The organism is Rhodococcus sp. USK10, assembly GCF_019378875.1.
Classification (GTDB): domain Bacteria; phylum Actinomycetota; class Actinomycetes; order Mycobacteriales; family Mycobacteriaceae; genus Rhodococcus_F; species Rhodococcus_F pseudokoreensis.
This window is the reverse complement of record NZ_CP076048.1, coordinates 6,380,138-6,396,470: the sequence shown is the minus strand read 5'-3', so window position 1 is coordinate 6,396,470 and position 16,333 is coordinate 6,380,138. Positions and strand designations below refer to the sequence as shown.

The following is a 16,333-nucleotide window of genomic DNA, read 5'->3' as shown; positions in this document are numbered from 1 at the left end:
TCAGGGCAGAGTGTGGGCATGGATTCACGGGAGGCCGGCGACGCGCTGGGGATTCTCGCCGACGCGATGGTCGGCGAACTGACCGCGGACTCGGCCGCGGTCCGTGAGGCGCTCGACCGGATTGCTGCCGGTCCGGCCGACAGGGCGGCGTTCGCGGAGAAGGTGCGCAGGCACCAGGTCGAGCTGACCCGTTTGCGGCGGCGGGAACGCGAACTCGGGGTGTTGTTCTCGAGTGCCCGCGAACTCGCCGAACTCCGCGACATCGACGCCCTCCTCGGACGGTTGGTGAGCCGCGCCCACGAGATGATGGGCACCGACGTCACCTACCTGTCCGAGTTCGATCCGGCGACCCGGGAGCTGAACGTCCGCAAGACCGCCGGCTCGGTGACACCGCAGTTCCAGCACCTCCGCGTTCCCCCGGGGATGGGACTGGCCAGCCAGATCGCCGATTCCCGCGCCGCACAATGGGTTCTGCGTTACCAGGACTACGCGGAGGGACCGCACGAGGAGCTGATCGACGACGCGGTCTCCGCGGAGGGGATCGTGTCGATTCTCGGGGTGCCCATGCTGTCGGACGGTCACGTGCTCGGCGTCCTGTTCGCCGCCACACGCCAGGAACACACATTCACCCCGGACGAGATCGCGGTACTGTCCGCGCTCGCCGATCACGCATCGGTGGTGCTCCAGACCGCGAGCACCCTCGAGCAGGTCCGGAGGTCCGAGGACGAGGCCCGCACCGCGCTCGACCGCCTGACCGACCATCTGCAGGACCGGGACCGCTCCACCGTGGTGCACCAGGAACTGATCGAGGCGGTTCTGGTCGGTGGCGGATTCGAGCAGGTGGCCGGCACACTCTCCACCGCACTCGGACGTACGGTCACGATCGTCGACCGGGAACTGCATCCCGTCGCCTCCCACCCGACGCCCGCCGGGCAGGTGTCCGTCCGGTTGCCGCAGGTGGTGCGCGATGCCATCGCGTCGAGCCGCACCACCGGCCACTGCGTCCGCGTCGACGACCCCGTCACTTCGATCGTGGCAGCGGTGATCGCGGGCGAGCTCTATTTCGGCGCGGTACTGGTCGGCGCCGGCTACCCCGAACCGGGACCGGTCGACGAGCGCACCATCGAACGTGCGGCACAGGTCGGCGCACTGCTGGTTCTGCAACAGAACGCGATGGCCGACGCGGACCTCCGCGCCCGGGTCGAGTTGGTCGCCGACCTGCTCGACCCGGCACCGGAACGGCGCCGTGACCTGGACCGTCGGGCGCGCGCCCAGCACGTCGCCCTCGCAGCCCTCGAGACCGTGGTGCTGATCGCCGTCCCGGCCGAGGACCGCGCCACCGCTGCTCGTGCCGCGACCGCATTCGTCGGCGGCCACGGCCTCGTCGGGGAACACGCGGGCGTCGTCGTTGCCGTTCTCACCGCGACCGCCCCACCCGAGCTGACCTCGGACCTACGCAACCACCTGCGCGAGACGTTGCACGGCCCCGTGCTGGCGATCACGACGCCCCGGGCCGGTTCGCCGGACGCGCTCCCCGCGCGATTCGAGTCCGGGCTGCGCACCTCCCGACTCCTCGCCGCGCTCGGCACCACCGACGCCGCGGTCAGCACCGACGCGTATCTGCCCTACGCGCTGCTGTTCGACACCGATGCGCGGACGTTGAACGCATTCATCGACGAGACGATCGGGCCGGTGCGCGCCTACGACGACGGCAAGGGAACGGACCTCCTCGCCACGTTGCGTGCATTCGTCCGCAACGAGGGAAGCCCGACGAAGACGGCGCGGGCCCTGAACTACCACACCAACACGATTCTGCAGCGACTCCACAGGCTGGAGATGCTGCTGGGGCCCGAGTGGCGCGCCGACGAACACCTGTTCCGGATCTCGGCAGCGGTGCGTCTCGACGAACTCAGGAGACAGTGACGGTCACACATTCCTGACCGACAAGCATGTGCGATGAGTACATGTCGAGGTCGTCGGTGCGGTCCTACTGTGTGAACCGAAGCACAGAACAGGGTTGCCGTCGGGGCTCACCACACGCCCCCGCCCGTGAGTACGTGGAGGAACACAGTGCCCGTCAACAGCCGCATCCCCGGTCTCAAGGATTCCAGCGCGCAGCAGCGCCGCACAGTGATCGCCGAGAGGACCGGCCTGTCCGAACTCGACGTCGCCGTCTTCGATCCCGGGCAGGGTCTCGGCATCGATCAGGCCGATCACATGATCGAGAACGTCGTCGGGGTCATGGCGATCCCGGTGGGTGTCGCAACCAACTTCACCGTCAACGGGCGCGACTACCTCGTCCCGATGGCCACCGAGGAGCCGTCCGTGGTGGCCGCGGCCAGCAACGCCGCCCGGATGGCGCGGATGCACGGGGGCTTCCACACCTCCAGCACCGATCCGGTGATGCAGGCCCAGATCCAGATCCTCGACTGCCCCGATCCCGAGGCGTCCCGGTTGCGGGTGCTCGAGGCACGCACGGAGATCATCGAACTGGCCAATGCCCAGGATCCGATGCTGGTCCGATTCGGCGGCGGCGCCCGCGACCTCACCGTGCGACTCGTCCCGACGCGCACCGGCGTGCACGTGGTGGTGCACATCCACGTCGACGTGCGAGATGCCATGGGCGCCAATGCCGTCAACACCATGGCCGAGGCGATCGCTCCCCGGCTCGCCGAAATCTCCGGCGGGCGTTCGTTGCTGCGGATTTTGACGAACAAGGCGGACCTCCGCATCACCCGGGCTCGGGCCGTGTTCGACAAGGATCTGCTCGGCGGCGCAGAGGTGGTCGACAACATCGTGCATGCGTCCGCGCTCGCCGAATCCGACCCCTACCGCGCCGCGACCCACAACAAGGGCATCATGAACGGCATCACCGCCGCCGTCCTGGCCACCGGCAACGACACCCGCGCCGTCGAGGCCGGTTGCCACTCGCATGCGGTCGCCGCGGACGGCCGGTACACGGCGCTGTCGCACTTCGAGAAGACCGCGGACGGTCACCTCTCCGGCACCCTCGAGGTTCCGATGGCCGTCGGGCTGGTGGGCGGCGCCACCAAGGTGCACCCCGTCGCGCAAGCGGCGGTGAAGATGCTCGGCGTCTCCACCGCCTCGGAGCTGGCGGACGTGATCGTCGCGGTGGGGCTCGCGCAGAACCTGGGAGCGTGCCGCGCCCTGGCCGCCGAGGGAATCCAGCGCGGTCACATGAGTCTGCACGCCCGCACCATCGCCGCCTCGGCCGGCGCCACCGGCGACGAACTCGAAATCGTGGTCACGCGGCTCATCGACGACCAGCGCATCCGGGTCGAGCACGCGGAAAAGGTGCTCGCCGACCTCCGTTCCGGACACTGACATGACCACCCCCGCGAATCCCGAACCCGTGTGGCGTCCGGCGCCCCACGCGTTCGCCGACCCCGCGCTTCCCTCCGCGGTCCGCATCTAGGAGGTCGGACCGCGCGACGGGCTCCAGGCCGAGTCAATCCTCGTCCCCACCGCGGTCAAGGCGGAGTTCTGCCGCCGGCTCGTGGCCGCCGGGGTCCGTTCACTCGAGGTGACAAGTTTCGTTTCCGCGAAATGGATTCCGCAACTCGCCGACGCAGAGTCGCTAATGGCCGAACTCGACCTGCCCGACACCGTCCGCCAGGTCGTGCTGGCCCCCAACCAGCGGGGGCTGGAGCGGGCACTTGCCGCGGGCGCCCGGGAGATCGCCGTCTTCGTCAGCGCCACCAAGACGTTCGCCCGGAAAAACCTGAACACCACCGTCGCCGGCGCTCTCGGCAACGCACGGCCGGTCGTCGAGGGAGCGCGCGCCGAAGGAATCGGCACCCGTGGCTACATTTCGATGTGCTTCGGTGACCCGTGGGAGGGACGTGTCGATCCCGGCCGTGTCGCCGACATCGCCGCCGAACTGATGGGCATGGGATGCACGTCGATCTCACTGGGTGACACCATCGGCGTCGCCACCCCCGGCCACGTCCGCGCCGTGCTCGACGCCGTCGTGGCCGCCGGTGTGCCGGTCGGCTCCATCGCCGGACACTTCCACGACACGTACGGCCAGGCACTCGCCAACGTCCACGCCGCACTGATCGCGGGAGTCACCGAATTCGACACCGCGGCAGGAGGCCTCGGCAGATGCCCGTACGCGAAGGGCGCCACCGGGAATCTCGCCACCGAGGACCTGGTGTGGATGCTGCACGGCCTCGGCATCCACACGGGCATCGACCTCGATACCCTGACCGACACCTCCCGCTGGATGGCCGGGCACATCGGCCATCCCAGCCCGTCGCGGGTGGCGACGGCCCTCACCGCCGCCCGCGCCTAGTGCACGACACCCCTCACACGGAAGAACAGACGATGTCCATCGAAAGCCAGCCCGCCTCGCAGGCGCCCCCGCCCACCGACGATCAGACGCCCCGGCCTCGTTACCTCGAGGTGTGGGGCGACACGGTGGCCGGACGAGATCTCGCCGTCTCCGTCGTCATCGGTATCGTCGTGAGCGTCTGCGCGCTCCTCGGCGCCACCGCGCTCTTCAACTCCTTCGTCACGGATTCGTCCCTGGCGGACGCGTACGCGCTTCTGGTCGGCATCGCCGCATGCCTCGTCGCGGGCATTGTCAGCGGGAAGCTGTTCCGACCCAAGCGGAACATCGCCGTCGACTCGTCCGAAGGCGACAAGGTCGGCGACGTGATCCGGGTGCTGCAGGAGGAACGTCAGGGGCTGGGGTCGGTCAGCGACCTGCCTGCCCAGACGGTCCAGGAATTGAAGGATCTCGACCTCTACGACCGGTTCGTCGGGGCGGAGACGCACGGACCCGAGACGGGCGGACGATCATGAGCGTGCTGCTCACCAACGACGTCCTCGTCGCGATCGCGCTCGGCGTCATCGGCGCCGTCGTGTTCTCCCTGATCGGGCTGGTGTCCGGAACCGACGAGACGGCCACCATCGCACCGCTGACCCTGCTGGTCATCCTGCTCGGCGCCCCGCCCGCGGCGGTATTCACGTTCTTCCTCGCCGGCGCCGTCGCCAAGCACATGACCCACGCGGTGCCCACCACACTGCTCGGCATCCCCGGCGACACGATGGCCGTGCCGCTGATGCGCGAGGCGCGGTTGCTGCGCAGCCTCGGTGTGCCGCACATCGCCCTGCGCAAGGCGATCTCGGGTGCGATCATCTCCGCATTCATCGCCGTCCCCGTCGCGGTGCTGTTCGCAACCCTGCTCGCACCGGTCGCCGACACCGTCCAGTCGATCGCGCCCTGGTTGTTCCTCGTGGCCGCCGTCGCGATCGCCTACACGTCCCCGGGCAAATGGTCCGGGGTGGCCGCGCTCGTGCCGTTCGTCGTTCTCGTCCTTGCCCTGAAGTCGCTGACCAAGAGCTACGACGTCTCCCTGAACATCAGCTACTTCCTCGGCATCGCGGTCGGCCCCCTCATCGCGGATCTGTTCCTCGTGCTCGGCGCGTCCGGACGCAAGGACATGGCCAGGAAGGACCCGGCGACGGTGTGGCTCGCCCCCGAGATCAAGGGGTGGAACGGGTACTTCCCGAATCCGTTCCGGATGCTCGACAGTAAGCAGACGGCGCACGTCGCGGCGACCGCGACGGTATCCAGCGCAACGTTCGTCTTCAGCCCGGTCGCCATGACCGTGCTCATGGGCGAGGTCGTCGGATCCCGGGTCAAGCAGGGCTACCACCGGTTGACGTCGGTCATCGCCGCCCGCAACGGCACCACCGAATCGACGTACATCGCCGAAGCGCTCATTCCGCTCATCGCGTTCGGCCTGCCACTGAGTCCGGTCGCCGCAGGGCCTGCCGCTCCCCTGTTCAACGCCCCGCCGGTCTTCACCACCGACGACGGCACCGGGCAGATCCGCAACCTGTCCACGGCACTGACGAACTGGGAGTTCCTTCTCTACGGTCTCGGCGCGGTGCTGATCGCCGCGATCATCGCGTACCCGTTCGCGATGAACTTCGCCCACCGCGCGGCCACCCTCGTCGTCCGGCACGTCAGCCACGAGGCGATCATCGCCACCTTCACCGGCCTGGTCGTCGTCATCAGCGTGTGGGAGGGCGGCATCCTCGGACTCGCCGTCACCCTCACGGTCGGACTCGTCGGCGGTCTCCTGTCACGGGCGTTCAAGATCCACGCAGGCGTCCTGTTCATGGGGTACTACGTGGCGGTCCTCAGCGTCCCCGCGATCCTCGCGCTCTGACCGCGCCGGCTACGCGGTGACCAAATCGATGGCGACGGCCGATCCGTGCGGGTCGACGACGGCGTCGAGGATGGTCTTCTGCGTCTGCGTGAGGTGCTCGGCGCACGCCGCAGCGGCTGCCGGTCCGTCGCCCGCGAGGATCGCACGGCACATCGTCAGGTGCTCCGACAACGAGACGTCGAGGCGGTCGGGGCGGGAGTGGGCGATGTTGCGCAGTCGCTCGGTGTGCGGCCGGAGTTCGGCGATCGATCGGGCCAGTTGCGCGTTCCGGGTGTGCGCGATGACGGCCTGGTCGTAGGTTTCCGTGAGTGCGTAGAAACGATCATGCCGGGATTCGGACGGCGCCTCCTCGGCGATTGCCCCGAGCGCTTCCGCCACCTCTTCGAACTGCTGCCGCGCCGCACGATCGCGCGTGACGGCCTCGGCGACCATCCGCGCCGCGGCCGCCTCGAGCAGGATGCGCAGTTCGAAGAGGTCGCGAACGCTCTTGATCGAGATGGGAGCGACCCGTGCGCCCTGCCGGTCGACGAGCGAGACCAGGCCTTCCGCCTCGAGCCGAAGGAAGGCCTGCCGGACGGGGGTACGGGACGCCGAGTATCGCGCGCCGACGTCGAGAGCGCTCAGCGACTGCCCCGGCGACAGAACCCCGTTCAGGATGTTCGCCCTGAGCTGCCCGTATACCTGCTCACTCTTACTCTCGCCCGCCATGCATACATCCTAACGTTCGCAGTGGTATGAGCTAAGGTATACATTGATGCACACCATTGAAGAAAACTATCCCGAAGCAGGCGTCCGATCGTGAACGACGTGCACACCCCCGAACGAACCGTGCCGACGCGCGCATCCCGACTGCGTCGGCACGGACTCCGATGGGCTGCACTGATCGCACTCTCGGCCGGAGGCTGGGCGCTCGGCGAGAGCATCGGACTCACGGCAGCGGGTCTCTTCGCGGCCCTGATCGTCGCGGCAGCCCTGGCCGTCACCGGATGGGGTCCGTCCCGCGTGCCGAGCCCGCTGGGCAAGCTTGCGCAGGGCGTGCTGGCCAGCGCGGTCGGGCTGATGGTGCACCGGGAGACGATCGCCGCCCTGGGCTCGCTGTGGGTGCCGGTGGTCTCGATCGCGGCCGCGACCCTGGTGATCAGCGTGGCGGCCGGCGCCCTCCTCGCGCTGCATCGCGACGTGGACGCGGTGACCGGATCCCTTTCCATGACGGCGGGCGGCGCCACCGGACTCGTCGCGATGGCCCGCGAACTCGGCGGCGACGACCGCATCGTCGCGGTGGTGCAATATCTGAGGGTGGCGCTCGTCGTCGTGTCGATGCCGATGATCGTCACGTTCGGCTTCCGCGCGGATACCGGTACGGGGACGGCGACGGCCACCGACGGCGGCGGAGCCGAATGGTATGTGGCACTGCCGTTCCTGGCACTGTTCATCGTGGGCGGCACCGCCCTGGCGTCCCTTCTGCGACTGCCCGCACCCGCGACGCTGGGGCCGCTGGCGGTGAGCGCCGGATTCGAACTCGGCGGCTGGAGCGACGCGGTCTCGGTCCCGCCGATGCTGATGACCGCCGCGTTGATCCTCATCGGCTGGCAGGCCGGGCTCGCATTCGACCGGGCGAGCCTGCGGGCGATCGGACGGATCCTGCCGTACGCCGCGCTGCTCACTCTCCTGGTCGGGGCGGCCTGCGCGGGCCTGGGCGTCCTCCTCGCCCACCTCACCGGAGCGAGCCTCCTCGAGGCCTATCTCGCCACCACCCCCGGCGGTCTGGCGGCGGTGCTGGCCGTGTCGGCCTCCACCTCCTCCAACGTCACGTTCGTCGCGGCCGCTCAGGTGCTACGCCTGGTCATCATGCTCGTCACCACCCCGATCATGGCGAAGGCGTTCGCCCACTTCAGTTCTCGGCGCCGGCGAGCGTAGCGGGATCCCCTCCGGACGAGGCGGTCCGGTCACGTCCGGGCCGTCTCGACCGGAGAGGAATCCCCCACACCCCGAGTTCGGTTGCAGTGTCTCCGAACTCGGGGTGTGCCGGACAGTGGTTTCTCGAATGTCGGCGCATGGCATCTACCTCTCATTCTCGTCGGCAGCCACCGGGCTGCAGGTTGGTGTGTCGGGGTTCGATCAGCCGTAGACGCGCGCGATGAAGGCGTCGAGGTTGTCGCGAACCCGCGCGATCCTCTCCTCGGGTTCGAGATCCTCGCGGTACTGCCTGCCGAGCGCGGGCGACTTCTTCCGGCGCGCGTACAGCGAGCACGCGAGATCGGCGCACATATACGTGCCGATCGAGTTGCCCCGGCGTCCGGACTCCCCCGACTTACGCGCGGTCATCAGCGAGACGCCGCCACTGGCATGGGTGGTCATACATACCGTGCACATCTGCGCGCGGCGGTAACCGCCCGTCTCGTAGCGCAGCGCGACGCCGACCAGACGACCCTCCCGCGGTACGACGACGTAACAGCGGCCGGGAAACGACGGGTCGCTCCAGCCGAGGAAGTCGAGATCTTCCCACGGCCGATCGTCCAGGTCACGAGGGACCGGTAGGCGCTTGGCGTCGCCTTTGGAGCAATTGATGAACGACGACCTGATGTCGTGTTCGGTGACGGGTTCCATGACGAAAAGAACTCCTTCTGTCGACGGGTGGACAAAGCCTCGTGACACTACGGACCGCGGCAGCGACGGGCAACGGATTTTCGGCGATCCACGTGTCCGACGCTGCGTGTATCGTGCTGATTCCGGCTTCGAGGGGATGGGAATGGCGGCAGGTACACGGGTCGGCTCGCAGTTCGGGCACTACCATCTCCGGGCTCTGCTCGGACGAGGCGGAATGGGTGAGGTGTACGAGGCGTACGACACCACCAAGGATCGCACCGTCGCACTCAAGATCCTCGACGTCGACCTTGCGAAAGACCCCACGTACCAGCAGCGGTTCCGCCGCGAATCGCATGCCGCGGCCCGGCTGCAGGAGCCGCACGTCATCCCCATCCACGACTGGGGCGAGATCGACGGTGTGCTCTACATCGACATGCGCCTGGTCGTCGGGCAGGATCTGCGGGCGCTGCTCCGCTCGCGTGGCCCGATGGGCCCCGCACACGCGGTGGCGGTCGTCGACCAGATCGCGGCGGCGCTCGACGCCGCGCACGCCGACGGTCTCATCCACCGCGACGTCAAGCCGGAGAACATCCTCGTCACGGCCGGTGAATTCGCGTACCTCGTCGACTTCGGTATCGCGCACTCGAGTTCCGATCTCCGTTTGACCACCCTCGGCAGCGCTGTCGGCTCCTACGCGTACATGGCGCCCGAGCGGTTCGACAACGCACCGGTCGATGCCCGCGCGGACGTCTACTCGCTGGCGTGCGTCCTCTACGAATGCCTCACGGGATCCATTCCGTTCCCGTCCAACAGCATCAGCAGCGCGATCCGGGCGCACCTCACGACGCCCGTGCCCAGCCCCAGCTCGATCCGGCCCGACGTGCCCGCCACGTTCGACGAGGTGATCGCCCGGGGTCTGGCCAAGGACCCCCACGATCGCTACCGGTCGGCAGGCGACTTCGCGGCGGCAGCCCGCTCCGCGTTGACCGCTCGCGAGCAGAAGACCGAAACCGACATCGCGACCCGCCCGGAACCGTCGCAGGTCCCGTGGTCCGAGCCGACGCGGGTCGACGACCGCGGGCGTCCACCCGTCTACCCTCCGACCGCGTTCCACAGCGGTCCGCCCGCCCCGCCTCCGCAAGCTCCCTATTACCCGCCTACTCCCTACTCCGCCCCGCCTGCGCGGCGCTCGGTAGCCGTCCCGGTGACGGTGACCGTGCTGGTGATCGCGTTGCTGGCACTCGCCGGGGTGGTCGGATGGCTCGTGCTGGACCGGAACAACCCCGACGACCCCGCGGTCGCCGCGGCCGGCAGCAGTCAGGTGCGCACTCCTGTCACGGAGGACGTCCCCGTCGCGACCACGAGGGCAGCTCCGGCGACGGTCCCGCCCGCCGTGACTCCGCCGCGAACGACGGCAAGAACTACGACAGCTCCCCCGCCGCCGATCGTCGGCGAGGTGTCGGGCGCCGATCGGCAGGGCTTCCTGCCCCCGTCCGATGCACGATGCAACTACACCAATCCGGCCGTGTTCATCGGTCGCACCACGAAGTCTCTGGTCGTGGTCTGCGAGACGGGAGTCGGACGCTACTACTACCAGGGCGTACGCATCAGCGACGGCGCCGCGATCTCCGTCGACGACCCCAGCCCCAGCGGTTCCGGCTTCGTCGCCACCGGCGACGGCGGCACCGAGTACCGGCTCACCCCGACCGCCCTGACCATCGTCGGCGGCGACGGCAAGGTCCTCGCGACAGAACCGATGATCGAGTCCGCATACCGGTGAATTGCGCCGATGAATCGCCGTCTGCGGCGACAACGGGACGGGCGGTCGGAATCGGTGAGAGTATAGGGCTGTGAGCGCAGAGGCAGATCATGAGGAGAGACGTCGCCCGATCCCGGAAACCCCATTGGGCTACCTCGAGCAGCTACCCGCCCTCGTCCTGCTCGAGCGCCTACCGGTTCCCGTCCTGGCGGTCGAGGACGACGGCACGGTGGTCCACGCGAACAGTGCTTTCGAGAGGATGCTGGGGCACCCCGTCGCGTCACTGCGCGGGCGTCCGGTGTCCGAACTCCTCGACCTGGACGAAGCGTCGAGTGGCGCCGCCGCGGTCGAACACCTCCGTGAGTCGGCGACCACCCCCGTCGACCTCGCCCATCAGGACGGATCGCGGGTCCGCGCACTCGTCAGCAGGCCCATCCTCCGCCGGCAGGACGACCCGGTGACCCTCGTCTGCTTCCACGACGTCACCGAACAACTGTGGAACGGCGGCCGGGCGCCGGGGTTCTGACCCGCGCCACAGTTGCGTAGACATTTGCCGGATTCCAAACAATTGCGCCCGCATCCGGCAAATCGCTGTGCACACAGCGCGACGAGGATGGCCGCGAAACCGCGCGGACCCGATCTGCCGCGGGTTAGGTTGGCTGCATGGCGACCGGTAAGGACAAGTCACCCGCTGTCGAACTGGAGGTCGGCGACCGGACCGTGCGGATCTCGCACCCGGAGCGCGTCTATTTCCCCGCCATCGGCGCCACGAAACTGGACCTCGCGAACTACTACCTGAGCGTCGGCGACGGGATCGTGCGCGCATTGCGCGAACGCCCCTGCATGATGCACCGCTTCCCGGACGGTCTGAGTGGCGAGAAGGTGCACCAGAAGCGGTTGCCGCACGGTGCGCCGGACTGGGTGCAGACGGTCCGCGTGACGTTTCCGCGGTACAACCGCCACGCCGACGAACTATGCGTGACGCATCCGGCGGACGTGGTCTGGGCGGTGCAGATGTCGACGGTCGAGTTCCATCCCTGGAACTCGCGCCGCGCGAACGTCGAACGTCCCGACGAGTGGCGGATCGATCTCGACCCGATGCCCGAGTGCGGGTTCGACACGGTGCGGCGCGTCGCCGGGGTGGTGCACGAGGTGCTCGACGAACTGGGTGCGACGGGGTGGCCGAAGACGTCCGGCGGCAGCGGCATGCACGTCTACGTCCGGATCCGGCCAGACTGGGGATTCGGCGACGTCCGGCGGGCCGCGCTGGCCTTCGCCCGCGAGGTGGAGCGCAGAACACCGAAGGACGTGACCACCACCTGGTGGCGGAAGGACCGGGATCCGCGCAAGTTGTTCGTCGACTACAACCAGAACGCCCGCGACCACACCATCGCCAGTGCGTATTCGGTGCGGGGTGTGCCCGACGCGACGGTGTCCACCCCGGTGACGTGGGACGAGATCGACGACGTGGACCCACACGAGTTCACGATCGCCACCGTCCCCGAGCGGTTCGCGACACTCGGTGATCTGCACGCGGGAATCGACGACGCCGTGTTCTCGCTCGAGCCGCTGCTCGAGTGGGCGGACCGCGACGAGGCGGAGGGCGAGTCGGATCCCGGTGGCGCGGAGGACTAGTCGGCGCTACAGGTCCAGAACCGCTACAGGTCCAGCACCACGTCGTCCGCGGGACTGGTGCAGCAGATGAGGGCGTTCCCGGCCGCCGGCGGTTCGATGGGTTCCGGGTCGTAGTCGACGGCCCCCGACAGCAGCACCGTTTCACAGGTGTGGCAGACGCCGGTGCGACAGGACCAGCGCGTCGGCACGTCACACGCCTCGGCGAATTCGAGGAGGGTTCCCCGCCCGGCGTCCCACGGCACGGTAAGCCCGCTGCGCGCGAACGAGACGGAGGGGCCTGCGCCCTGCGGCCCGGACGGCGGATGGGGCGCCCGTGAAGAATCCTGAACCACACCGGGATTGAGAGCTCCTTCCGCACCGAACGTTTCGACGTGGATCCGCGCGGGGTCGAGCCCGTCGGCGGCGAGCGCGGATCCGAGATCGGCCATGAACGACGCGGGCCCGCACAGATAGGCATCCGCGTCGGCGGGCAGACCGAGACTCGCAATCAGTTCCCCCGTGATCCGGCCCGCCGTGGTGTAGTCGGCGCCCCTGCTGTCGGTGTCGGCAGGCCTGCTGTAGGCGATGTGCGAATGACTGCCCGGCAACCGGTCCAGGAGATCGCGGCACTCCTCGGCGAAGGGATGCTCGGATCCGTCACGGGCACCGTGGACCCACCACACCTGCCGCGACGAACCCGCTTCCACGAGTGCGTACAACATCGACAGCAGGGGTGTGACGCCCACACCCGCGGAGACGAGCACCACCGGCCTCGCCTCGCCGTCCAGGACGAACGTTCCTCGCGGGGCCGCCACCTCGAGGGTGTCACCGAGGCGCACACGGGAATGGACGTATCTGCCTGCGACGCCGTGCGGTTCCCGTTTCACACTGATTCGGTAGTCGGTGGCGCCGGGTCGGTTGGACAGCGAATAGCTGCGGATCACCGGGCCCTGCACGTCGTCGGGGTGCAGGCGCAGTGTGATCGACTGCCCCGCCTGCCAGGACGGCAACGCCGAACCGTCGGGTGCGGCCAACGACAACGACAGGACGCGGCGGCTCTCCTCGTGAATCCCGGTCACCGTGAGCGTGCGGAAGCCGGGCCACGCCGGCGGCGGGCTGCCTGCGGTCTTCGTCAGCCCGACGTTTCCGCCGACGCCCGAACCTGCTCGGTCCAGAATGCTCTGCAGCGACTCCTTCCACCCGGGGCTCAGCGCCGGGATCCGCAACGCCCGTTCGAGTGCGTCCCGGGGGTGGCCGGGCAGGTACAGGAGCGCGTCGATCTCCGCGACGGACACCGCTTCCGGGCCCGCGGCGACCTTCACGATGCCCTGCCCGGCCTCGACCTCCCCTTCCTCGATCACCCGGAGGTAGAAGCCGGGCCTGCGGTGGGACACGAGCAACGCCGCCATCTGCGGTTCGTTCATGCGCATGCCCACCCGGTAGCACGTCACGCGGGGCTGGGTGACCTCGAAGACCGCGGTTCCGATACGGTAGCGATCACCGATGCAGACCTCGTCGTCGGGCAGACCGTCGACGGTGAAGTTCTCCCCGAAATGTCCGGGTTCGAGATCGTCACGGCGGAGGTATTCGCGCCAGTGGCGGTAGGACTCGTTCTGATAGACGAGCACGGCGCGGATCTCACCACCGTGGCCGCCGAGGTCGCCCTGGCCGTCACCGTCGATGTTGAGTCTCCGGACCGTCCGCGGGCCGTCGACGGGCCGCTTCCAGACGCCGGTGTGGACCGTCCGTCCTCGCCAGGACACGTCCCGGGGCATCCCGACATTCAGTGAACTGAGCCTGGCCACGGCATTCGCCTCTTCTGGTCGGTACGACACTCGATCGGCCCCCGATCGATCATCTGTCATCCCGTCCCGCGGATCAACGACCCGGCATGTGACCGCAACGCGACACGCGCCCCGACCGTGCGGCCGAGGCGCGTGTCTCGCATACCGAGCCCTTCCCTACCGGGGCGGCGGGGGCGGTGGCGGCGGAGGCGGTGGCGGGTTGGGATTGCAGAGTTGGCAGCCGTCGACCGGAGGTTTGGGAACGGGTGCGTGACAATCGTTCTGACAGGGTCTGGCGCCGGCGATCTCGGCGGTTCCCACCAACGAGATCGACAGGGCCGCGAGGATCGCCCCGATGGCCGCCACGATCCTGGCGGAAGTTCTGGTGTTCGACATTTGTTCCTCCTGTGAGCTGAAGCGCGGTGTCCAGCACCGTCGTTCGAGCATCCGGGAAGGACACCACCCTTGCCAGGCACCCTGGGGGTGGAGTCGGGCCACCCGCTCAGCCCAGCCGGCCGATCACGTCCAGCACGTCGCGCAGCGCGGACAGCGAGTGCGCGGGGAGGAAGGCGTCGCAGAACGGCAGCGCGGCTGCCATCGAACCGGCGAGCGGCCGGAAGCCGGGGTCACCGGCGCGGGGGTTGAGCCACACCAGGCGATGGGCGCGACGACGCACCCGGGTGAGGGCGTGTGCCAGGCGCTCCGGGTCGTCGCTGTCCCAGCCGTCGGACGCGATGACCACGAGTGCGCCGCGCAGCGCGTTGCCGTGCGGGGACGCGAGCAGTTCACTGACGCTGCCCGCGATGTGGGTGCCCCCGAATCTGTCGACCACCTTCTCGTTCGCCCTGCGGACGGCGGTCTCGGCGCTGCGGTGGGCGAGCACGGGGGTCAGCCTCGTCAGCGACGTGGAGAACGCGAACACCTCCGGCCTGCCTGCGGTCTGCCGTTGCACCGCCGCCCGCATCAGGTGGAGGTAGATCGCGGCGTACGGCTGCATCGACCGGCTCACGTCGCACAGCATGACGATGCGGCGCGGACGGTTCCGGGCGCGGCTCCGCGCGAGCACCACCGGCTCCCAACCCGTGGCCCTCGACCGGTTCATGGTGGCCCGCAGGTCGATACGCCTGCCGCGGCGATGCACTTCGCGACGCCGGGTGCGGCGGGACGGCCACGCCGCGGTGGCCTGTTCCAGCCAGGCTCCGAGGGCCCGGAGGTCGCCGGGGTCGAATCGGGCGAAGGGTTCGTCGGCGCGGGCCACGAGCCTGCTGGGCAGTGTGTCCGGCACCGCGGTGAGCGTGTCGTGCAGGCCGTCCTCGGTGTTGTCGTCGCCGCCGGTCATCAGCGGTCGGGTCATCCACGGCACGCCCTCGACGCCCTGCGCGTCGCCGGGCCGGTCGCGGCCGTCGCGGACGGCGGCGAGGGCCGACTCCCGCCCGGCCGCGGTGCGCCGCGCATGCGGGTCGACCGACAGCAACGCGTCCTCGAAGACCGCGGAGAACACCGCGTCGAACGACACGAGGTCGTCGACGCGGTTGACGAGCGTCAGACGCGCCGACCAGTACAGCCGCGAACGTGAATTGGGCGGCGACAGGTGAAGCGCCTGCACGAACACCGCGGGACCGCTCGCCGAGACGACGACGCCGCGGGCCCGCAACCGGGCGACGAGTGCCACGGCGAACGCGGCGAGATCGACACCCCGCAGGATGCCCGACGCGGTCATCGCCTGCGGCGGCCCACCACGAGGACGACCACGATTCCCGCGAGGACGGCAGCGAGGATCGGGGCGTACCGTTTCCACGCACCCGCACCGGACAGCGCCAGCAGGTCCAGCGGCGCCGGTTCGGCGGCGGGCCGTGCCACGGACAGCGTCGTGGTGTCGGCGGCGTCGGTGGCGGTACCGACTGATTCGGGTTCGGCCGCGGGCTGGTCGGCAGGCCCTCCGGAGAGTTTCGCTTCCAGCGATTCCGCGAACTGCCCCATGAGTTTCTCCGACACCTGCTGGATCATTCCGCTGCCGAACTGCGCGAGTTTGCCGACGATCTTCATGTCGGTGTCCACGGTGACGCGGGTGCCGTCGCCCGCCTCGTGCAACTGGGCGGTGATCGTCGCCGACGCGTTGCCGGAACCACGCGAGTCCCGGCCGCGGGCGTCGATCACGGCGCGGTGCTCCTTCTCGTCGCGCTCGACAAAGGTGGCCTTGCCCTTGAACTCACTCGTCACCGGGCCGACCTTGACCTTCACCTTCCCCAGGTAGTCGTCGCCCTCCCGCCCGGTCATCTGCGCGCCGGGCAGCAGGGGGGCAACCTCCTCGAGGTCGCTGAGCACCTCCCACGCCTGCTCGATCGGGGCGCTGACGGTGAACTCGTTGGCGATCTTCATGGCGGAAC

14 protein-coding genes are annotated in these 16,333 nt (G+C 69.1%); 9 read left to right on the top strand and 5 right to left on the bottom strand.

Going from position 1 to position 16,333, the window contains the following annotated elements; translation table 11 throughout:
* The first annotated feature begins 18 nt into the window (after nucleotides 1–18).
* The 5 genes from I1A62_RS36395 (at nucleotide 19) to I1A62_RS36375 (ending at nucleotide 6,203) form a co-directional block, all read left to right on the top strand.
* Complete coding sequence (locus I1A62_RS36395) at nucleotides 19–1,923, top strand: GAF domain-containing protein (protein WP_219457057.1); 1,905 nt, start codon at nucleotides 19–21, stop codon at nucleotides 1,921–1,923.
* 147 nt (nucleotides 1,924–2,070) lie between these two features.
* Entirely contained in the window at nucleotides 2,071–3,345 is a 1,275-nt protein-coding gene (locus I1A62_RS36390) for a hydroxymethylglutaryl-CoA reductase, degradative (RefSeq protein ID WP_219457056.1), read from the top strand.
* Between the two features lie 127 nt (nucleotides 3,346–3,472).
* Complete coding sequence (locus tag I1A62_RS36385; RefSeq protein ID WP_374710849.1) at nucleotides 3,473–4,315, top strand: hydroxymethylglutaryl-CoA lyase; 843 nt, start codon at nucleotides 3,473–3,475, stop codon at nucleotides 4,313–4,315.
* A 32-nt stretch (nucleotides 4,316–4,347) separates the two neighbouring features.
* On the top strand, nucleotides 4,348–4,827 hold the full coding sequence (locus tag I1A62_RS36380; RefSeq protein ID WP_219457054.1) for a hypothetical protein: 480 nt from the start codon (nucleotides 4,348–4,350) through the stop codon (nucleotides 4,825–4,827).
* On the top strand, nucleotides 4,824–6,203 hold the full coding sequence (locus tag I1A62_RS36375; RefSeq protein ID WP_219457053.1) for a tripartite tricarboxylate transporter permease: 1,380 nt from the start codon (nucleotides 4,824–4,826) through the stop codon (nucleotides 6,201–6,203). The genes I1A62_RS36380 and I1A62_RS36375 overlap by 4 nt, the downstream gene beginning before the upstream one ends.
* A 9-nt stretch (nucleotides 6,204–6,212) precedes the next feature.
* Here the strand turns inward: I1A62_RS36375 and I1A62_RS36370 are convergent, their stop codons facing one another.
* Nucleotides 6,213–6,911, bottom strand: a complete 699-nt coding sequence (locus I1A62_RS36370) for a GntR family transcriptional regulator (RefSeq protein ID WP_219457051.1) — start codon at nucleotides 6,909–6,911, stop codon at nucleotides 6,213–6,215.
* Between the two features lie 90 nt (nucleotides 6,912–7,001).
* Here I1A62_RS36370 and I1A62_RS36365 point away from each other — a divergent pair, with 90 nt between their 5' ends.
* The gene (locus I1A62_RS36365) at nucleotides 7,002–8,120 is read left to right on the top strand and encodes an AbrB family transcriptional regulator (RefSeq protein ID WP_124392501.1); all 1,119 of its coding nucleotides are present in this window, start codon (nucleotides 7,002–7,004) and stop codon (nucleotides 8,118–8,120) included.
* Between the two features lie 201 nt (nucleotides 8,121–8,321).
* On the opposite strand, the gene I1A62_RS36360 is transcribed toward I1A62_RS36365, so the two are convergent.
* Nucleotides 8,322–8,810 carry an FBP domain-containing protein gene (locus I1A62_RS36360; RefSeq protein WP_219457049.1) on the bottom strand — a complete coding sequence of 163 codons (489 nt, stop codon included), beginning with the start codon at nucleotides 8,808–8,810 and terminating at the stop codon, nucleotides 8,322–8,324.
* Nucleotides 8,811–8,952: 142 nt separating this feature from the next.
* Here I1A62_RS36360 and I1A62_RS36355 point away from each other — a divergent pair, with 142 nt between their 5' ends.
* From I1A62_RS36355 to ligD, 3 genes are all read left to right on the top strand, one after another.
* Nucleotides 8,953–10,569 (top strand): serine/threonine-protein kinase, encoded by a 1,617-nt coding sequence (locus I1A62_RS36355; RefSeq protein ID WP_219457047.1) that lies wholly within the window; start codon nucleotides 8,953–8,955, stop codon nucleotides 10,567–10,569.
* 70 nt (nucleotides 10,570–10,639) lie between these two features.
* Complete coding sequence (locus I1A62_RS36350) at nucleotides 10,640–11,074, top strand: PAS domain-containing protein (RefSeq protein ID WP_124392504.1); 435 nt, start codon at nucleotides 10,640–10,642, stop codon at nucleotides 11,072–11,074.
* A 137-nt stretch (nucleotides 11,075–11,211) separates the two neighbouring features.
* Nucleotides 11,212–12,183, top strand: coding sequence for a non-homologous end-joining DNA ligase (ligD, locus tag I1A62_RS36345; protein ID WP_219457045.1), 972 nt, complete (start codon nucleotides 11,212–11,214; stop codon nucleotides 12,181–12,183).
* 23 nt (nucleotides 12,184–12,206) lie between these two features.
* Here ligD and I1A62_RS36340 read toward each other — a convergent pair whose 3' ends face one another.
* From I1A62_RS36340 to I1A62_RS36330, 3 genes are all read right to left on the bottom strand, one after another.
* On the bottom strand, nucleotides 12,207–13,967 hold the full coding sequence (locus tag I1A62_RS36340; protein WP_219457044.1) for an MOSC domain-containing protein: 1,761 nt from the start codon (nucleotides 13,965–13,967) through the stop codon (nucleotides 12,207–12,209).
* Between the two features lie 481 nt (nucleotides 13,968–14,448).
* Nucleotides 14,449–15,666 (bottom strand): VWA domain-containing protein, encoded by a 1,218-nt coding sequence (locus tag I1A62_RS36335; RefSeq protein ID WP_219457041.1) that lies wholly within the window; start codon nucleotides 15,664–15,666, stop codon nucleotides 14,449–14,451.
* Nucleotides 15,663–16,325 (bottom strand): SRPBCC family protein, encoded by a 663-nt coding sequence (locus I1A62_RS36330; RefSeq protein WP_219457040.1) that lies wholly within the window; start codon nucleotides 16,323–16,325, stop codon nucleotides 15,663–15,665. The genes I1A62_RS36335 and I1A62_RS36330 overlap by 4 nt, the downstream gene beginning before the upstream one ends.
* Nucleotides 16,326–16,333 lie beyond the last annotated feature (8 nt).